The organism is Dongia deserti (assembly GCF_003574735.1).
Classification (GTDB): domain Bacteria; phylum Pseudomonadota; class Alphaproteobacteria; order Dongiales; family Dongiaceae; genus Dongia_A; species Dongia_A deserti.
This window is the reverse complement of sequence record NZ_QORW01000007.1, coordinates 182,269-201,786: the sequence shown is the minus strand read 5'-3', so window position 1 is coordinate 201,786 and position 19,518 is coordinate 182,269. Positions and strand designations below refer to the sequence as shown.

The window sequence follows — 19,518 nt, the reverse complement described above, 5'->3', positions numbered from 1 at the left end:
AGCCGCCCGCGCCGGCGAAAACGCTGATTCTCTAGTAGATGCCGCCGCTGCTGTCGGTCGCGGGCGCGGAGGGAGCAGGCTGCACCGGCGGCGGCGGTGGCGCCTCGCCCAACGCTGGACCCTGCAGCGGCGGCTGTACGGCCGGCACCTGCTCATCCTCTTCCCGAGGCGTGATGCCCGGCGGCAGCAGGTTGGGCTGATCATCGGTCGGCTCGCCGGTGATCACCGGCCGGCCCGCGCTCGCCGCATTGGGTGCGCCCGAGGGCTGCTGATAGGCGCCTGTTGAATCGATAATCGTAGTGCCGCCCTGGCCCGTGTCACCGGCAGTCCCCAGCGGGATGATGGAACCATAGCCGGCATCCTGGCCGTAATTGGCAATTCCCTGGATGACATTCTGCTGCCCCGACGGTTCGGTGCCGGGCTTGAAGGCCTCGAGGATCACCTTGTCGGCGCCCGGAAAAGCACGCTGGCCGGACTGGTAGTCGACCCGCACCAGCCGGATTCCCGGCGGCACGCGGAACGGCGTTGCGGGCTTGTCTTTCAAGGCTTCTATCATGAAGTCGCGGAAGATGGGCGCAGCATAGCGACCGCCGGTTGCCTTCGCACCGAGTGAGCGGGGCTGATCGAAACCGAGATAGACGCCGGCCACCAGATCGGGGGAGAAGCCCATGAACCAGACATCGCGGCTTTCATTGGTGGTGCCGGTCTTGCCCGCGATCGGCTTGCCAACCACCTTCACTGCCGTGCCGGTGCCGCGTTGCACCACGCCTTCCAGCATCGACACCATCTGATACGCGGTGGCCGGATCGAGCACCTGCTGGCGCATGTCGGGGATTTCCGGCGGCGGCTCGCCATTGTAGCTCGACATTTGACAGCCATCGCACGGCCGACCGTCGTGGCGATAGATGGTCCAGCCGTTGGCGTCCTGCACGCGGTCGATCAAGGTTGGTTGAATCTTCTTGCCGCCGTTGACGATCTCGGCGTAGGCGCCGGCCAGGCGTAGCACCGTCGTCTCGCCCGCGCCCAGCGACATGGCGAGCGTCTGCTGCATGTTGTCGATGACGCCGAGGCGCGCAGTCATCTCCGCCACTCTGGCCATGCCGATGGTCTGCGCCATGCGGATTGTCATCAGGTTGCGCGAGTTCTCGAGCCCCCGGCGCATCGTGGCCGCGCCGAGAAAGTCCTGCGCATAGTTCTCCGGCCGCCACAGCGGCAGGCCAGGCCCCTGATCGATCACGATCGGCGCATCGAGGATCATGGTTGAGGGCGTGAAGCCCGCTTCGAGCGCCGAGAGATAGACCAGCGGCTTGAACGATGAACCCGGCTGGCGCTTGGCTTGGGTCGCGCGGTTGAATTCCGATTGCTGGTAGGACCAGCCGCCCGTCATCGCCAGCACACGGCCGGTATGCGGATCCATCGCGACGAGCGCGCCGCTGATCTCCGGCACTTGGCGCAGGGCGAAGCGGCCCTCGATCACCTTGCCCTCTTCGACCAGCGGCTCCACCGCGATGATGTCGCCGACCTTCAGCACGTCGGTGGTGGCCGTCGGAGAGGGTCCGATGCGCCCGTCGGGCGAACGGGGATGCGCCCAACCGAGGTCGGCGACCTGAATCTCGCCCGTGCTGCCGTCCTTGAAGCCAATCTTCGCCACCGCCTTGGTGGCTTCGATGACGATCGCCGGCTGCCAATCATAGAGCCACGGCATCGGCGGCAGGGCCTCGAGCGTCTTCTGCCAATCGTCGGCACTATCGACATGCTGCAGCGGACCGCGATAGCCCTGCGTCTTGTCATAAGAGACCAGGTGCTGGCGCAGCACGCGATCAGCGATCTCCTGCAGTCGCGGATCGATGGTGGCGCGGATGGCAAGGCCCTTCTTGTAGAGCCCGGCCTCACCGAAGCGATGCACGATCTCGCGCCGCACTTCCTCGGCAAAGTAGTCGGCCACCACATGCTCGGTTTCGGCGCGCCTGTGCTGCTCCAGCGGCTCGACCTTGGCGGCAGCGGCCTCTTCGGCCGTGATGTGGCCGTCCTCCCGCATACGCTCGATCACCCAGTTGCGGCGATCGACCGCCGCCTTGTGATCGCGCACGATGTTGTAGTTGTTCGGCGCCTTCGGCAGCGCGGCCAGATAAGCCGCTTCGCCGATCGTCAGCTCGTCCAGCGACTTGTTGAAATAGTTCAGCGCCGCAGTCGCGACACCGTAGTTGCCCGCCCCGAGATAGATCTGGTTGAGATAGAGCTCGAGGATCCGGTTCTTCGTGAAGGCCTTCTCGATCCTGAGCGCCAAAATCATTTCGCGGATCTTGCGCTTGTAGGAAAGCTCGTTCGACAGCAGGAAGTTCTTGGTCACCTGCTGCGTGATGGTGGAAGCACCGACCGGCCTGCGATCACCGTAGTTCTTGATGTTGGTCCACACTGCGGCGATGACGCCCGGCAGATCGACGCCCGGGTGGGTATAGAAGGTCTTGTCCTCCGCCGCCAGGAACGCATTGATGACGCGCTTCGGCATTGCGCTGATCGGCACGAAGACGCGGTTCTCGGCGGCATATTCCGCGAGCAGCCTGCCGTCACCAGCATAGATGCGCGAGACCACCGGCGGATCGTAGCTGGCAAGCTGGTAATAGTCTGGCAGGTCCTGCGAGAAATGCTCGTAGACCAGCCACGCTGCGATTGCCCCCACGACACCCAGAAACAGCAGCGTGCCGAACAGGAAAGAGAGAATTCTGGTCAATCGCATGATCGGGCCGGCCCGGGGCCCCCTTATTGTTCAATACGGTGCGGCAAATGCAACCGGGCGCGGCCTCTCGCCAGCGCCCCTTCGGATGCATCCGCCTTAGTCCAAGGCATGATCCAAGATCAAGGTTAAATTATGGCAACGCAAGCACTTGTGACACACCGGCGCGGGAAATACAGACCCTGGTTAAAACATCTGCACCGGCACCGCGTTCCGGCTCAGCTACGGCGGACCAGCTCCTGCCAGGAGAAATAATTCTCGACCGCCTTCCGAACGGCCCGGGCCAGCTTCTTCTGGTGGCCGGAACTGCTCAGCAGCGCCTCATCCTTGCTACTGGTGATGTATCCCATCTCGACAAGCACCGAGGGCACGTCCGGCGCCTTCAGGACGGCAAAGCCTGCGAAACGATGGGTGTTGCCGAGGAGCAGCGTCTGCTCCTTCAGCTCGCGCACCAGCAGGCTGGCGAAACGAGTCGACATGTTCTTGGTGTCGCGCTGCGCCAGATCGATGAGAATGTTACTGACGACGTTGCTCTGATTGCTGAGATCGACGCCGGCGATGACGTCGGACTTATTCTCCTTGGCCGCCAGAGCCGCTGCTTCCGCGTCGGAGGCCTTTTCCGACAAGGTGTAGACGGAGGCGCCGCGGGTCAGCGGGTTGTTGTGGGAATCCGCGTGCAATGAGATGAAGAGGTCGGCGCTCTTCTCGCGCGCCAGCCCGAACCGCTCCCGCAGCGGAATATAGACGTCGCGGCTGCGGGTCAGCAGGACGCGGAACTTCCCTGTGCCCTCCAGCTCTTCCTTGAGCACCTTGGCCACCGCGAGTGTCAGCTGCTTCTCGCTGATCGTGGAACCGATCGCCCCGGGATCGATGCCGCCGTGGCCGGGATCAATGACGATCACGGGCTTGCCGCGCTTGGGCTCCTCGGTCGGCTGCTTGGCCGCGCTGCCGCCCAAGGCACCAGCGCTCGCGCCGGCGCCGCTTCCCGCGCCGCTCGAAATCTTGGCCGTCGGCTTGGTGACTGGTGCAATCGAGGCGATGGCGCTGTAGGTCACGCCGGAGGTCTTGAGCTGGGCGCGGAACTGGGTGTCGGAAACCGGCCGCAGGTCGACCAGCAGCCGCAGCGGTTCGCCATTCTCCGGCGGCAGGAGTTCGGCGCGCGCAACCTCCGAAGGCTCCATCAGGTCCAGGACGACGCGCGAGGTGCCCGCCTTGAACAAGCCGTAGCGCATGCCGGCCACCAGACCCTGCCCGCGCAGCTTGGTCCCGCTCGGCACCTTCCAGTCGACTTCGCTCAGGTCGATGACAACACGGTACGGGTCAGCCAGGGTGAACACCCGGAAATCACTGCGCTGCGTAAGGCTAATGACGACCCGCGTGAGCTCAGGCTCGACACCCAGGCGTGCATCGGTAATGGCCGGCTTGGCGACTGCTTCTGCAGTTCCCCCCAGCAACAGCAGCAGGCCGAGAATCCAGCCAATTATGCGCATTTACGACCGACTCCGGTGAATCAACCGCAATATATACCTGTAAGACACTGCGAATCAACGCTTTTCCAGATCGACTCGGGAACTCGGGAGAGACGCGTTGATTGGCGTTGTCACGCCGACGCTCGCCGCTTATGCTGCGGCCGGCCCGGCTGAGAGTCGCTTTGCGGTCATTAAGCCCTTCTTAGGCTTAAGGAAAGGTAAACCCAAAGCGCTTAGGTTCGCTGGGTCACTGGGTTTCGGTTCCCGTCACTTTTCGATGGCGCTCTACAATGGAGCCGGCATCGGACACGATGGCCCGGAACGTTGGGTGCCCTGTCATCGCACTTTCATCGAGAGAGAAAGGCGCCGGCCGGATGCCCGTTAGCCACAGGTAGTCATGTCGTACACCTGGAATTCAACTGCGAGTTTCGCGCCGCCGTCCGCAATCGATACGGGCGACGTTTGGCGCGTTGAGGAGTCTACCCACAATGGCAAAGGTCATGTTGATCGACGCCACCCACCCGGAAGAAACCCGGGTCGCGGTGGTGGACGGAAGGAAGCTGGAAGAATTTGACGTCGAGGTCGCGAGCCGTCGTCCGCTCAAAGGCAACATCTATCTCGCAAAGGTAACCAGAGTCGAACCGTCGCTGCAGGCGGCGTTCGTCGAATATGGCGGCAACCGCCATGGTTTCCTGGCTTTCAGCGAAATTCATCCCGACTATTACCGCATCCCGGTCGCCGACCGGGAAAAGCTGCTGCGCGAAGCTGCCGCCGAGGAAGACGAGGATGATGAAGTCGTCGAAGGCGAACGCGCCGAGCAATTCCACGATCGTGCAGGCGAGCACACCGATGACGCCATGACGGCGGCTGAAGGCAGCAGAGCGAGCGAAGCGTCGTTTGAAGAAGAGACATCCGATGCCGGCGCGGCAGTTGCGCCGAGCGAGGATAGCGGCACGACGGACAACATCTGGCAACACGCCAGCGAGACGCGGGCAGCCTCGATCGCGCAGGGAGAAGAGGCGCAGCCGGGAGCCGGAGCGGCAGTCGCCCCGGTCGAGGAGGCGGCCAGCGCAAGCCAGGAAGGAGAGCCCGCACCCCTGCCCGCTCGCGCGTCAGAGGAACTGGTGTCGCCGTGGGAGCAGCCCGAGCCGAGTGCAAGCAGCGCCGCACTTGAAACGCCCCGGTTCGAGTTGCGCAGTGCGCCGGTGGAAGAGGTTCCGACGGCGGCGCCCGCCGAGTCCGACCTGCGGAGCAGCGTCGAGGTCTCGCAGGAAGCAGAGGCGCCGGCTGAGCATGCGCCGGATGTCCGGCCAGCCGAGATGCCGGCAGAGCCCGGCAATGCCGACGGCGATCTGCCGGCGCCCGCCGAAGCGGAGTTGGTGGAGGTGCAGAACACCCCGGAGGTCGTGGACGTGATCGGCGGCGAAGAGCCGGCGTCACAGGACGACCCCGAGGTCGATGAGGAGCAGGCGCGCCGCCGCCGGCAACGCAACCTGCGCCGCTACAAAATCCAGGAGGTCATCAAGCGCCGGCAGATTCTGCTGGTGCAGGTGACCAAGGAAGAGCGCGGCAACAAGGGTGCGGCCCTCACCACCTATCTGTCGCTGGCCGGCCGCTATTGTGTGCTGATGCCCAACACCGACCGCGGCGGCGGCATCTCTCGCCGCATCACCAGCGTCAATGACCGCAAGCGCCTGAAATCCATCGTCGACGACCTGGACGCGCCGGAAGGCATGGCGGTGATCGTGCGCACCGCCGGCATGGAGCGCAACAAGCAGGAGATCAAGCGCGATTTCGAATATCTGCTGCGGCTGTGGGACGAGATTCGCGAAGTGACGCTGAAATCGACGGCGCCAGCGCTGATCTACGAAGAGGCGAGCCTCATCAAGCGCTCGATCCGCGATCTGTATACGCGCGACATCGGCGACATCATCGTCGCCGGCGAAGACGCCTATCAGAATGCGCGCGCGTTCATGCACACGCTGACGCCGAGCCATACGCGGCGGGTCCAGTCTTATCGCGATCACTCGCAGCCTCTGTTCCAGCGCCATCAGATCGAGAGCCAGATCGCCGCGATCCATGAGCCTGTCGTTCATCTGAAGTCAGGCGGCTACATCGTCTTGAACCAGACCGAGGCCCTGGTCGCGATCGACGTCAATTCCGGCCGTGCGACGCGCGAGCGGAACATCGAAGAGACGGCCCTGCGGACCAACATCGAGGCGGCGGAGGAGATCGCGCGCCAGCTGCGGCTGCGTGACCTGGCGGGCCTCATCGTCATCGACTTCATCGATATGGAGGAGAACCGCAACAACGCCCAGGTCGAGCGGCGCCTCAAGGAGGCGCTGAAGAACGACCGCGCGCGCATCCAGATCGGGCGGATCTCCACCTTCGGCCTCCTGGAGATGTCGCGCCAGCGGCTGCATCCCAGCCTGGTCGAGGCCAGCACCGAAGCCTGCGCCCATTGCCATGGAACGGGGCGCGTGCGCTCGGTGGAATCGACGGCACTGCACGTGCTGCGCATGGCGGAGGAAGAGATCGCCCGCAGCTTCAGCCCCGGCGTCACGATTTTTGTGCCGAGCGCGGTTGCGCTGTTCATGCTCAATCACAAGCGCCGCGCAATCGAGGAAATCGAGCAGCGGCGTGGCGTCCGCGTCTATTTGCAGGCCGATGATGAGCTGACGCCGCCGGAATACAGGCTGGATCGGATCAAGCAGCTCAGTCCGGGTGAAGAGGTCCAGCCGCGTGCGCCTCAGGCCGCGCCAGCGATCGAGGAGGAACCGGAGGATATCCTGCCGGAGGAACCCGAAGAGGCGGCCGAGGCAGAGGCGCCCGAAGAGGCGGAAGAACAACGGACCGCTGCCTCCGGCGAGCGCGAGCGCGGCGGCCGGCGGCGCCGCCGCCGGCGTGGCCGCAGCGGCAAGTTCCGCGCCGACGAGTTCACCGAAGGCGAGGCCAGCGAAGAGTCGCAGGCGCCAGCCGTTTCCGGAGAGCAGCCAGAAGCGCCGACGCCCATGGCGGCCCGGTCCGAGGAGACTGAGGACGAGATCGAGGGCGACGAAGACGAAGAGGATACTGAAGGCGCGCAAGCTGCTCGCGGCCGCGAAGGCGAAGAGGCTGCTGGCGTAGAAGGCGACCAGCCGCGCCGTCGCCGGCGCCGTGGTCGCCGTGGCGGAAGGCGCCGGTCGCGTCGACCGGAGCGCGGCCAACCGGCGGGAGAAGTGCAGGCACAGCCCGAGGGTTGGGAGGACCGCCCGCAGGCCGGCGAAGCGGCCGAACAGCCGATCCCGGGACTCGGCGATCAACCGGAACTCCCGGAGATGCCGGAGCAGTGGGCACAGCGCGTGGCACCGGTCACCAGCGAAGGCCGTGAGCCTTCCGAGACGGAGGCCGCTGCTGAAGGGAACAATGGCGAGCCACAAGCGGCAGAACCGCAGACGCGCAAACGCCAGCGACGGCCACGCCGCCGTGAAGAGGAGGCCGCGGCCCCGCCGGCCGAAGCGATCGACGTCGCGCCCAAAAGCCGCGAGCAGCGTGCAGCCACGGAGCAGACCGGCACGGTGCAGATCATCGAGGTTGGCGGCCAACAACAGGCCGCCAGCGAAGAAGGCCAGCGCAAGCGCGGCTGGTGGCGCCGGTTGATCGAGTAGCCGCGCGACGCCGTCTATTCTCAGGACTGGATGTCCCCTCCCCGGCTTGGGGAGGGGATATTCACATCTGCGCCATGGCTATTCATGTCCATGTCCGAAAACCGCGAGCGTCGGCGGCCGGAGGGTGGCATCATCGCCGGCATGGAACAGCTTGACCCGAAACCTTGCTACCGAGCCCTGAAAACCCGCGACGCGCGGTTCGACGGACGCTTGTTCGTCGGCGTTACCTCGACCGGTGTCTATTGCCGGCCGATCTGCCCGGCCCGTTCCCCCAAGTTCGAGAATTGCCGTTTCTTCCCGAGTGCGGCGGCGGCACAAGAAGCGGGCTTCCGCCCATGTCTGCGCTGCCGGCCGGAAACCGCCCCCGACCTTGGCTCCTGGCGCGGCACGTCAAACACGGTTTCGCGCGGCCTCGCGCTGATCGGGGAGGGCGCGCTCGACGGCGAAGAGGCGAGCGTCGATGCCTTGGCCGAGCGGCTCGGCATCGGCGAGCGGCAATTGCGGCGGCTGTTCCAGCAGCATCTCGGCGCCTCTCCCATCACCGTCGCGCAGACGCGGCGTGTGTTGTTCGCCAAGCAGCTCATCCATGATACGCGCCTGCCGATGGCGGAAATTGCGATGGCGTCTGGCTTCGGCAGCGTCCGCCGCTTCAACGAGACGTTTCAGCAGCTCTTCCGCCGTCCACCGAGTGCCCTGCGTCGACGAGCAATATCGGCGCTGCCCGAGGGTTCGGTCGGTGAGATCGGCGTGACGGTGCGCCTCTCCTACCGCCCGCCTTACGATTGGGACGCGATGCTTGCCTTTCTCAGAGCGCGAGCGATCGAAGGAGTCGAATGGATTGGTGGCGACGTGTACAGCAGGACCGTCCTGCAGGACGGCCTGACCGGGACTGTCGAGATCAGACATCTACCAGGGCAAACCAGCTTCAGCGCCACCATCCGTTTTCCATCGGTCCGTGCTTTGCCCGCAATCGTGGGCCGCATCCGGCGGGTGTTTGATCTCGGCGCCGATGTGGCGGCGATCGGCGCGCATCTGGCGCAGGATCCCTGGCTGGCCCCCTTGATCGCCGAGCGTCCCGGCCTGCGCGCGCCAGGCGGCTGGGACGGATTCGAGCTCGCGGTGCGCGCCGTGCTCGGCCAGCAGGTGTCCATCGAAGCGGCCTGCAAACTCGGCTCGCGCCTCACGCAGATCTGCGGCACGAGTCTGCCACCCGGACAGCGCAGCCGGCCGGAACTGTGCCTCGCCTTCCCAAGTGCGGCGCAAGTCGCGCGGGCAGACCTCTCTGGTTTTGGCATGCCGAACGCACGGAAGGAGGCACTGATGGCAATCGCGCAAGCGGCATTGAGCGACCCGTCTCTGTTCCAACCGCAGGGCACCGTCGAGGAGACCGTGGCGCGGCTGCGCGCGATCCGTGGCATCGGCGAGTGGACGGCGCACTACATCGCCTTGCGTGCGGTGCGCGAGACCGATGCTTTCCCGGCGAGCGACATCGGCCTGCTGCGGGGTGCCGCGATCCACGTCGGCACGCGGCCGAGCCCGGCCGTTTTGCAGGATCGCGCCGAGACGTGGCGGCCATGGCGTGCCTATGCCGCGCAGCATCTGTGGGCGGCGGACGCGGCGGCACATGGCTAAGCCCCTCCAACTTCTTATCGATCGGATCAAGACACCGATCGGCGAGCTTGGCATCGTGGCCGATGAGAACGGCGCTTTGCGTGCGGTCGAATGGACCGATCACGAGCACCACATGCATGACTCGTTACGCCTGCATTACGGGAAGGACGGTTATGAATTGAGATCGGCCCGCAATCCGGCTGGACTCAACACCGCATTGCGCGCCTACTTCGATGGCGAGTTGACAGCGATCGACAGACTGAAAGTCGCGACTGGCGGCACCGAGTTCCAGAAAACCGTGTGGAAGGCGTTGCGCGCGATCCCGTGCGGCGAGACAATCTCCTACGCCAGGTTAGCGGAACACATTGGACGGCCGAAGTCAGTGCGCGCCGTCGGCAGTGCCAACGGCGATAACCCGATCAGCGTCGTGGTGCCGTGCCACCGTGTCATTGGAACCAACGGGTCGCTGACCGGTTATGGCGGTGGCATCGAGCGGAAGCGCTGGCTGCTGGCGCATGAGCGCATGGGGAAGTCTGCAAAACGGAGCCGCGAATGAGTGCGAAGCTTGAGAGCGCCGCCACCTTTCATCAGCTGCATGAAGGGCCGGAGCCGCTGCTGCTGCCGAATGCGTGGGATGCCGGCAGCGCGCGCCTGATGGAAAGCCTGGGCGCAAAGGCGGTTGCGACCACCAGCGCCGGCGTCGCCTGGACCCACGGCTACCCCGACGGCAATGCCCTGCCGGTCCGGCTGCTGTTGTCAACGGTCGCGACCATCGCCCGTGCCATCCGCGTGCCGCTCAGCATCGATCTCGAGGGCGGCTATTCCGACGATCCATCGGTGGTCGAGGAGACGGTTGCTAAGGCGATCGAGGCGGGCGCGGTCGGCATCAACATGGAGGACGGGTCGAACCCGCCGGACCTGCTGTGCCTGAAGATCGAGCGCGCGGTGCGCGCAGGAGAGCATTTCGATGTCGATCTGTTCGTGAATGCCCGCACCGATGTCTATCTGCGTGGCCTTGTTCCGGCAGGCAAGCGGGTCGCCGAAACCCTGGAGCGCGCCCGGTTCTACCGCAATGCCGGTGCCAGCGGCTTGTTCGTCCCCGGGCTGCGCGATGCGGAAGAGATCCGCGCCATTGCCGCCGAGGCCGGCTTGCCGCTCAACGTCATGGCCTGGCCCGGCCTGCCGGCGGCAGCCGACCTGGCACGGTTGGGCGTGCGCCGCCTCAGCGCGGGATCGGGCGTTGCGCAGGCGCTCTGGGGCAAGGCCGCCGCGCTGGCCACGGATTTCCTGAAATCGGGTAAGTCCGACCCGCTCGGCGAAGGCGCGATGGGATACGCCGACATCAACGCGTTATTTGAACAGCGTTGAAAAGCGGCCACGGCCGATCGCACATCTAGTCTCAATCAAAGATATCAGCCACGTCCTCCACGCCGGCGCCTTCCTTTTCCGCGCGGATGCGATGGTACGTGACGGTCATGGCGACGGCATTGAATGCGGAGAAAAGGGCGGACCCCACATATGCCGCAAAGCCGACAACGGCTGATGGCCCGCTTAGCAAGAATCCTGAGCGATCGACGCCCCCCAGTGCCCAGGCTGGGATCATGATACAAAAGAGCGCGGCACCAAGAATGAGCAGGAGACCGAAAATCGTCCAGCGACAGCCTTTGCTGAGTTCCATGGCACGCGCCAATCCGGCGATAGGCCCTGCCTTTTCGATTGCAATGACAGGAGCAGTGATCCAGCAAATCACTAGCAGGACGAAATAGAGGATGCCGAACACCAGGCTCGCCGCACCGACTACCAACGTGGGCGCCCGCAGCCCGTGCTCGACGATGGCAGGCATGAAGCTCGGCAGGTAGCAGATGGCGCTCGCGGCAACGATAGGAATAACGAAGGGAAGGCCGCGCATGGTGTCGCCCATGGTCGCCTTGCGGCCGCGCAGATTCTGACGCACACCCAGAACGATGGCGGCTTGGGTGAAGGCCGCGCAAAGAAGCCCCAACAGCGGCCTGAACACTTCACTCGACCAGTCGAAATCGGCGGGCGCCGAAGTGGGAATGCCGTCATCGATTAGTGGTGCAAGAAGCCACGGCGACTGCAAGACCATCGCGAGGACGCCGAAGCTGACGAAATTGCGTCCGAAGATCCTCAAGCTGTCTCCGAGCGCGCCGCCGATCGAAAACCGCGCCGGCGCCAGCGCGATAACCCCCTCATTCATGCTGCCCCCAAACCAGCCTTGGAACGGGACGACCATACCCCCTTGGGACCTCGAACGTTTGATGGTCCCAGGATCATGAAACCGCGAACTTGCCGCTTGCTACTCCGCCGCCTTCGCGCCCGCGCCGATGGCGCGCTCGATCGCGGCGAGCGCTTCGTTGGCGCGCGAGGCGTCGGGGCCGCCGGCCTGGGCCATGTCGGGGCGGCCGCCGCCGCCCTGCCCGCCCAGCGCCGCGCTGCCGACCTTTACCAGCTCGACCGCGTTGAGGCGCTTGGTGAGATCGTCGGTGACACCGACCACCAGCGAGGCCTTGCCCTCCGCGACCGCCACCAGGGCCACCACGCCGGAGCCGATCTGGCGCTTGATCTCGTCCGCCATGCCCTTCAGCTCCTTGGCCGGGACGCCGTCGAGCAATCGCGCCGCAAGCGTGACGCCGTTGATCTGCTTGGAGGCGGGACCTGCTCCAGCCCCGCCTGCCGCAGCGGCCTTGCGCGCTTCCATCAATTCGCGCTCGAGGCGTTTGCGCTCTTCGAGCAGCGAAGCGATGCGCTGCGTCAGGTCGGACGGCAGAGTCCGCAGCGCGCTCGCAGCTTCGTTGAGCAGGCGCTGCTGCTCCGCCACGTAGGCCTCTGCGGCCGCGCCGGTCACCGCTTCGATGCGGCGCACGCCGGCGCCGACGGCACCTTCGCTCACGATCTTGAACAGGCCGATATCTCCGGTGCGGCGCACATGGGTGCCGCCGCAGAGCTCCGTCGAGAACACCTTGTTCTCATTGGCCACTTTGCCGCCCATCGAGACCACACGCACCTCGTCGCCGTATTTCTCGCCGAACAAGGCCATCGCGCCGGCCTCGATCGCCGCCTGCGGTGTCATCAAGTGCGTCTCCACCGCCGCGTTGGCGCGGATGCGGTCATTGACCTCGCGCTCCACAGCCGCGATGTCCTCCGGCGTCATCGCCTTGGTGTGGCTGAAGTCGAAGCGCAGGCGATCGGGTGCGACCAGCGAGCCCTTCTGCGTCACGTGCGCGCCGAGCTGGCGGCGCAGCGCCTCGTGCAGCAGGTGCGTCGCCGAGTGGTGCGCACGCAGCGTGGTGCGGCGCTTTCCGTCCACCTTCATCTCGACCGCATCGCCGACCTTGATCTCGCCCTTGGTGACCTTGCCGTAGTGGACGAATAGGTCCCCAACCTTGCGGTGCGTGTCGGCGATCTCGATGATGGCGCCGGTCGCGGACACGAACGCGCCGGTGTCGCCGATCTGGCCCCCCGCTTCGCCATAGAACGGCGTCTGGTTGGTGATGATGGCGATCTCGTCACCCTGTTTCGCGGACTGCACTTCCGCGCCGCTCTTCAGCAGCGCGGTGACCTGGCCCTCCGCTTGCTCCGTTGCATAGCCGAGGAAGTCGGTGGCGCCGAGGCGCTGCTTCAGGTCGAACCAGACGGCTTCGGTCGCCGCCTCGCCCGAGCCGGCCCAGGCCGCGCGCGAACGTTCGCGCTGCTTCTCCAGCTCGACATTGAAGCCGTCGACATCCACCTCGATGCCGCGGTCGCGCAGGATCGATTGCGTGAGATCGAGCGGGAAGCCGCGGCTGTCACTCAGCTGGAACGCCACGGCGCCGGACAGCTTGCCGTCCTTGGTGAGGCCGCTGCCGCTGGAAACCGCTGCCTCCAGTTCCTTGAGGCCGGCGCCCAAGGTCTGCTTGAAGCGGGTCTCTTCCAGCTTCAGCGTCTCGGTGATCACGGGCTGCGCGCGGACCAGTTCCTCATAGGCCTGGCCCATCTGCTGCACCAACGCGGGCACGAGGCGCCACATCAGCGGTTCGGTGCAGCCGATCTGGTGCGCATGGCGCATGGCGCGGCGCATGATCCGGCGCAGGACGTAGCCGCGGCCTTCGTTCGACGGCAGCACGCCGTCCGCAATCAGGAACGCCGAGGAGCGCAGGTGATCCGCGATCACGCGGTGCGAGACCTTGTCTGGGCCGTCCGGATCGGTCTTCGACGCCTCGGCCGAAGCCTCGATCAGCGCGCGCATCAGGTCGATGTCGTAATTGTCGTGCTTGCCCTGCAGGACGGCCGCGAGGCGCTCCAGCCCCATGCCGGTGTCGATCGATGGGCGCGGCAGGTTGACCCGTTGCTCCTTGGTCACCTGCTCGTACTGCATGAAGACCAGGTTCCAGATCTCGATGAAGCGATCGCCCTCCGCATCCGGGCTGCCGGGAGGGCCGCCGGGGATGCCCTCGCCATGATCGTAGAAGATCTCCGAGCAGGGTCCGCAGGGGCCGGTATCGCCCATGGCCCAGAAATTGTCCGAGGTCGGGATGCGGATGATCTTCGACTCCGGCAGGCCGGCGATCTTGCGCCACAGGTTGAACGCCTCGTCATCCTCGGAAAAGACCGTGACGAGCAGCTTCCCCTTGGCGAGCCCGTATTCCTGGGTCACTAGACGCCAGGCGAGCTCGATGGCGCGATCCTTGAAGTAGTCGCCGAACGAGAAGTTGCCGAGCATCTCGAAGAAGGTGTGGTGGCGCGCAGTATAGCCGACGTTCTCCAGGTCATTGTGCTTGCCGCCCGCGCGCACGCACTTCTGCGCGGTCACGGCGCGGACATAGTCCCGCTTCTCCTGGCCGGTGAAGACGTTCTTGAACTGCACCATGCCGGCGTTCGTGAACATGAGGGTCGGGTCGTTGCGCGGCACCAGCGGGCTCGAGGGCACGATCTCGTGCCCTTCGCGCTTGAAGTAGTCCAGGAACAGGCGGCGTATGTCGTTGGCGGTCTGCATAAAAAGTCCAATCACGCGAAAACACGCCGCAAACCGGGGTTTCCGGCCGGCGGCACCACTCCGGTAATATTTATTGTTTCAGGGGCGGCGGCAAGGGCGGAAGCCCTGCCGGATATGGGCTTTTGCCAGGGCACCTATGCGCCTGATGCGGCTCGCACAGCCCAGAAAAGGTGCGGGCGCACTGACGGGGGATCAGCGCGCCCGAAGGGAGAGCTCGGGGGGTGAGCTCTCTGGGGTTCTCCTGGGAGGCTTACTCTGCGGAATCCTCGGCCCCGCCGACCTTGTCCATCATGGAGCCGGCGACCAAGCCGGCATTGGCGCGGATCTTCTGCTCGATCTCGTTCGCAACCTGCGGGTTCTCCCTGAGGAAAGCCTTGGCGTTCTCCCGCCCCTGGCCGATGCGCTGGCCGTTATAGGAGAACCAGGCTCCGGACTTCTCTACCACACTCGCCGCGACGCCGAGGTCGATCAACTCGCCGTTCTTGGAAATACCTTCGCCATACATGACGTCGAACTCGACCACGCGGAACGGCGGCGCGACCTTGTTCTTCACCACCTTCACGCGGGTCTGGTTGCCGACCACCGTCTCCTTGTCCTTGATCGAGCCGATGCGGCGGATGTCGAGGCGCACCGAGGCGTAGAACTTGAGCGCGTTACCGCCGGTCGTGGTTTCCGGATTGCCGAACATCACGCCGATCTTCATGCGGATCTGATTGATGAAGATCACCATGCAGCGCGAGCGCGAGATCGAGCCGGTCAGCTTGCGCAGGGCCTGGCTCATCAAGCGCGCCTGCAGGCCGACATGGGCATCGCCCATCTCGCCTTCCAGTTCCGCGCGCGGCACCAGGGCCGCGACCGAGTCCACCACCAGCACATCGATCGCGCCGGAGCGCACCAGCGTGTCGGCGATCTCGAGCGCCTGCTCGCCTGCGTCCGGCTGCGAGATCAGGAGATCATCGATATTGACACCGAGCTTGGTCGCATAGCTGGGATCGAGCGCATGCTCTGCGTCGATAAAGGCGCATGCACCACCCTGGCGCTGCGCCTCCGCCACCACATGCAAAGCCAGCGTGGTCTTGCCCGAGCTTTCCGGACCGTAGATTTCAATGACGCGCCCGCGCGGCAGACCGCCGATCCCGAGCGCGATATCGAGGCCGAGGGAGCCGGTTGAAATGGCTTCCGTATCGACCGCATTTTCCCGCTGCCCCAGGCGCATGATCGAGCCTTTGCCGAAGGCCCGCTCGATCTGCGAGAGCGCGGCATCCAACGCCTTGTTCCTGTCCATATCGTCCTTATCGGCCAATTTCACGACATTCAGCGACATTGCCTACCCCCACTTAGATCATATCGAGAGGACTGCCAAATCTTCCGCAGCCGGGCCGTCATGGCGTTGGTGCGTGGGGGCCAAAATACACGTTTTGTTCTCCTTGTAAAGGAAATAGATCAGAACGAGAACAAATCAAAAATTATCATTTGTATCCAGTTTGTTAGTTTGCCGCCCGCCGACGTTCGGTATGCGGCTCGAGCACTTCCTTCACCTTGGCGGCGAGTTGCTTCAGGGTGAAAGGCTTCAGCAGGAAGTTCACCTCCTCGCCGGCATCGATTCGGCGCCGGAACGCATCCTCGGCATAGCCGGAGATGAAGATCACTGGCAGATCGGCGCGGCGCGACCGCACTTCCTTGACCATGGTCGGGCCGTCGATACGCGGCATCACCACATCGCTGATGATGAGGTCGATCTCGTTCAAGTGCTCGCCGACAATTTCGAGCGCCGCCTCGCCGGAGCGTGCTTCCAGCACCTGGTAGCCTTTGTTGCGCAGAGCGCGCGCGCTGAACAGGCGTACCGCATCCTCGTCCTCCACCAGGAGGATCGTGCCGATGCCGGTCAGATCGCGGGCCGCTTCTTCCTTGCCATCGAGACGCTGGACGGTCCCCGCTTCCGCCTGGTGCTCCGGCAGATAGATGCGGAAGGTCGCGCCCTCGCCCACCGTGCTGTCGACGAAAACGTAGCCGCCGGTCTGGCGTACGATGCCGTAGACGGTGGAGAGGCCGAGGCCGGTGCCGGAACCGACCGACTTGGTGGAGAAGAACGGCTCGAAGATGCGGTCCATGATCTCCGGCGGGATGCCGGTGCCGGCGTCGGTGATCTCGATCATCACATAGCGGCCGGGCGGCATGACCTCCGCACCGCGCTGGATCGGCTCCTTGGTGATCACGTTCTCGGTGCGGATGCGCAGCCGGCCACCATTGGGCATGGCGTCGCGTGCATTGACCGCGAGGTTGATGATGACCTGCTCAAGCTGACCCTGGTCGACGCGCACCGGAGAGAGGTCGCGGCCATGCACCATGGCGAGTTCGATGTTCTCGCCGATCAGGCGCCGCAACAGGTGCGAGACTTCGGCCAGCACGTCGGTCACCTGCAGCACGCGCGGCTGCAGCGTCTGCTGGCGCGAGAAGGCGAGCAACTGGCGCACCAGGTTGGCGGCGCGGTTGGCGTTCTGCTTGATCTGCATGATGTCGGCGAAGGACTGATCGCCGGCGCGATGGCGCAGCAGCAGCAGGTCGCAGAAACCGATCATCGCCGTCAGCAGGTTGTTGAAATCGTGCGCGATGCCGCCGGCCAGCAGACCGACCGCCTGCATTTTCTGCGACTGAGCGAACTGTGCCTCCAGGCGCTTCTGCTCGGTCGTGTCGATCAAGTGCAGGATGAAACCGACCGTCTGGCCCTTATCCTCGCGCCGCGAGGCATAGATGATAACGCTCGCCTGCCGTTTGCCCTTGAGGCGCACGGTGATCGGCAGGACGGCGCGGCCCAGCTCCGCGACGCGGCGCAGATGTTCCTCTGCCTGAGGCAGATCCTCATTCGCCACCAGCGAACCCAAGCCAGCGCCTACCGGCACCATCTCGCCGAACAGGTTGGTGAAGGCCGAGTTCAGCTGCTCGACCTTGCGATCGGCATCAAGCAACAGGATGCCGGTCGGCGCCTCTTCGAAGAAGCGCTGGAAATATTGTTCGGATGTCTGCAGCGCTCGCTCGAACTCGCGCTCACGCGTCAGGTCATGGACAATAGAGCGGGTGCGGATGCCGGCCTTGCCGGTCGGGTCGACGCCCTGCACATTGACCACGTCCTGCCGCACGTAAACCAGCAGCTTGCGGCCGTTCGGCCCCATCAACATCACTTCGCCGCTGCGCGAGGACGGGTCGGAGAACGGCGAAAAGGCCGGGATCAATTCCGGCGGCCGCGGATAAACCAGATCGTGCAGCCGGAGCTGATGCTGGGCCTCGACCTCGACATCGAGCCCCAGCCAGTGGGCCAGTGTCGAGTTGACGAACAGGAAGCGGCCGGATTCATCGACCGAATAGAAACCGACCGGCGCATTCTCGATCAGGTCGGCGAACTTCTCGTGATCGGAGCGGATATACTCCTCGATCTCGCGCTGAGTTGTGATGACCTCGACGCCCCAGGAGACGTGATCACCAAAGCGCGTCAAGCGATTGGCGAATACCGCCAGGATCTCGCGCTTGCCGTCGGCATTGAGGATCGCGACATCGCCATGCGCCTCGCCCCGCTCCGCCAGCGCATGCTCGATCCGCTCGATCGAAGCGCGCGCCGCCGCGTCGAAAGCCCGCCGTTCCAGGATAACGCTCAACGGCGTACGCTCGTCACCGAACAGGCGGCGGAAGGCGCTATTGTCGAACTTGACCGTGCCGGTGCGGTCCACCACCTGGCGGCCCTGATGGGTCGCATTGAGGCTGGCTTCCAGCAGGTCGGCAATGTAGCGGCGACGCCACGCGATGAGGGCCAGCACCAAGGCCAGCACCGAAATCGCGGCCAGCAGGCCGAATTCCCAAGACCAGGTCATGCCCTGGTATCCCTTACCCGCGGCGCGTCCTGCGCTACGCCTGCTCCGCTACAGCGGTGCATCAAGAATGGCCCCCAAACCCCACTTCCCGCATCATAGCCGAAATTTGCCGCGTCGGTGCAAGAGCCTACAGCCGTCGGCCCTTCAGCCTGAAGATATAGCTGATGAGCTCGGCCACTGCCTTATAGAACTCCGGCGTCACCTCCTGGTCGACCTCTACCGCCGCGTATAGGCCGCGGGCCAAGGGCGGGTTCTCGATCACCGGGATGCCGTGCTCCTTGGCGATTTCGCGGATCTTCTCTGCGATCTTGTCGACGCCCTTGGCCATCATCTTGGGGGCCGACATCGTGCCGGGGTCGTATTTCAGCGCCACGGCATAATGCGTTGGATTTGTGACAACCACGTCCGATTGCGGCACCTGGGCCATCATGCGCCGGCGCGTGCGTTCCATGCGCAATTGTCGCAGACGGCCCTTGACCAGCGGATCGCCTTCGGTCTCCTTGAACTCGTCCTTGATCTCCTGGCGCGACATGCGCATCTCGCGTAGATGCTGCATGCGCTGATAGATCACGTCGAGAGTAGCGATGGCGGCAACGATCGCCACCACCCCAATCATCAACCTGGCGAGCAGCCCTCTGACTTCGGACAGGAGCTGGATCATCTCCATCCCGATCAGCTTGTGGAAGTGCACCACCTCCGGCACGATCAGGAACAAGGCGACCGACGCCACCACCGCGATCTTCAGCAGGCCGCGCACGAACTCCGCCAACGACCGCATGGAGAACATCCGCTTGAGGCCGCCGAGCGGCGAGATCTTGCTGAACTTCGGCGTGATGCTCTCGGCCGAGAAGATAAGGCCGAACTGCAGATAGCCGGCGCCGACCGCCGCGGCGAGCGCGAGCACCAGTGGAATGATGCCGGCAATCAGCAGCGCGCCGAGCAGCTGCCAGCCGATCTCGACCAGGTGTCCGAAATCCGTCGGAATCAGGTCCGGCGATTCGATGAACGGCATGGTCGACTTGTAGATCGCGCCCGCCGCTGTTCCGCCGAACAGCAGAACCGACAGCGAGAACACGGTCAGCATCAGCAGGTTGTTGATCTCGCGGGAGTTGGCGACCTGACCGCGCTTGCGCGCTTCATCAAGCCGCCGACTAGTCGGGTCTTCGGTTTTCTGGGAATCGTCCTGCTCTTCGGCCATGGC

General features: G+C 64.8%; 11 protein-coding genes. 4 read left to right on the top strand and 7 right to left on the bottom strand.

Features of this window, described 5'->3' with window-relative positions; genetic code table 11:
* Nucleotides 1-31: 31 nt before the first annotated feature.
* Both DTX69_RS12995 and DTX69_RS12990 read right to left on the bottom strand, forming a co-directional pair.
* On the bottom strand, nucleotides 32-2,737 hold the full coding sequence (locus DTX69_RS12995; RefSeq protein ID WP_119301967.1) for a penicillin-binding protein 1A: 2,706 nt from the start codon (nucleotides 2,735-2,737) through the stop codon (nucleotides 32-34).
* A 215-nt stretch (nucleotides 2,738-2,952) separates the two neighbouring features.
* Entirely contained in the window at nucleotides 2,953-4,224 is a 1,272-nt protein-coding gene (locus DTX69_RS12990; protein ID WP_119301966.1) for an N-acetylmuramoyl-L-alanine amidase, read from the bottom strand.
* Nucleotides 4,225-4,691: 467 nt separating this feature from the next.
* On the opposite strand from DTX69_RS12990, the gene DTX69_RS12980 reads away from it, so the two are divergent.
* From DTX69_RS12980 to DTX69_RS12965, 4 genes are all read left to right on the top strand, one after another.
* Nucleotides 4,692-7,850 carry an Rne/Rng family ribonuclease gene (locus DTX69_RS12980; protein ID WP_284735736.1) on the top strand — a complete coding sequence of 1,053 codons (3,159 nt, stop codon included), beginning with the start codon at nucleotides 4,692-4,694 and terminating at the stop codon, nucleotides 7,848-7,850.
* A 90-nt stretch (nucleotides 7,851-7,940) separates the two neighbouring features.
* Nucleotides 7,941-9,482 carry a DNA-3-methyladenine glycosylase 2 family protein gene (locus DTX69_RS12975; RefSeq protein ID WP_284735735.1) on the top strand — a complete coding sequence of 514 codons (1,542 nt, stop codon included), beginning with the start codon at nucleotides 7,941-7,943 and terminating at the stop codon, nucleotides 9,480-9,482.
* The gene (gene ogt / locus DTX69_RS12970; RefSeq protein ID WP_119301965.1) at nucleotides 9,475-10,017 is read left to right on the top strand and encodes a methylated-DNA--[protein]-cysteine S-methyltransferase; all 543 of its coding nucleotides are present in this window, start codon (nucleotides 9,475-9,477) and stop codon (nucleotides 10,015-10,017) included. Before DTX69_RS12975 ends, ogt begins: the two co-directional genes overlap by 8 nt.
* Nucleotides 10,014-10,829, top strand: coding sequence for an isocitrate lyase/PEP mutase family protein (locus DTX69_RS12965; protein ID WP_119301964.1), 816 nt, complete (start codon nucleotides 10,014-10,016; stop codon nucleotides 10,827-10,829). The genes ogt and DTX69_RS12965 overlap by 4 nt, the downstream gene beginning before the upstream one ends.
* Before the next feature lie 31 nt (nucleotides 10,830-10,860).
* On the opposite strand, the gene DTX69_RS12960 is transcribed toward DTX69_RS12965, so the two are convergent.
* From DTX69_RS12960 to flhB, 5 genes are all read right to left on the bottom strand, one after another.
* Nucleotides 10,861-11,715: a hypothetical protein gene (locus DTX69_RS12960; protein WP_119301963.1), complete on the bottom strand. Its 855-nt coding sequence runs from the start codon at nucleotides 11,713-11,715 to the stop codon at nucleotides 10,861-10,863.
* A 63-nt stretch (nucleotides 11,716-11,778) separates the two neighbouring features.
* The gene (alaS, locus tag DTX69_RS12955; protein WP_119301962.1) at nucleotides 11,779-14,454 is read right to left on the bottom strand and encodes an alanine--tRNA ligase; all 2,676 of its coding nucleotides are present in this window, start codon (nucleotides 14,452-14,454) and stop codon (nucleotides 11,779-11,781) included.
* Nucleotides 14,455-14,704: 250 nt separating this feature from the next.
* The gene (gene recA / locus DTX69_RS12950; RefSeq protein ID WP_119301961.1) at nucleotides 14,705-15,778 is read right to left on the bottom strand and encodes a recombinase RecA; all 1,074 of its coding nucleotides are present in this window, start codon (nucleotides 15,776-15,778) and stop codon (nucleotides 14,705-14,707) included.
* 163 nt (nucleotides 15,779-15,941) lie between these two features.
* The gene (locus tag DTX69_RS12945) at nucleotides 15,942-18,317 is read right to left on the bottom strand and encodes a hybrid sensor histidine kinase/response regulator (RefSeq protein ID WP_119301960.1); all 2,376 of its coding nucleotides are present in this window, start codon (nucleotides 18,315-18,317) and stop codon (nucleotides 15,942-15,944) included.
* Between the two features lie 127 nt (nucleotides 18,318-18,444).
* Complete coding sequence (gene flhB / locus DTX69_RS12940; protein ID WP_119301959.1) at nucleotides 18,445-19,515, bottom strand: flagellar biosynthesis protein FlhB; 1,071 nt, start codon at nucleotides 19,513-19,515, stop codon at nucleotides 18,445-18,447.
* Nucleotides 19,516-19,518 lie beyond the last annotated feature (3 nt).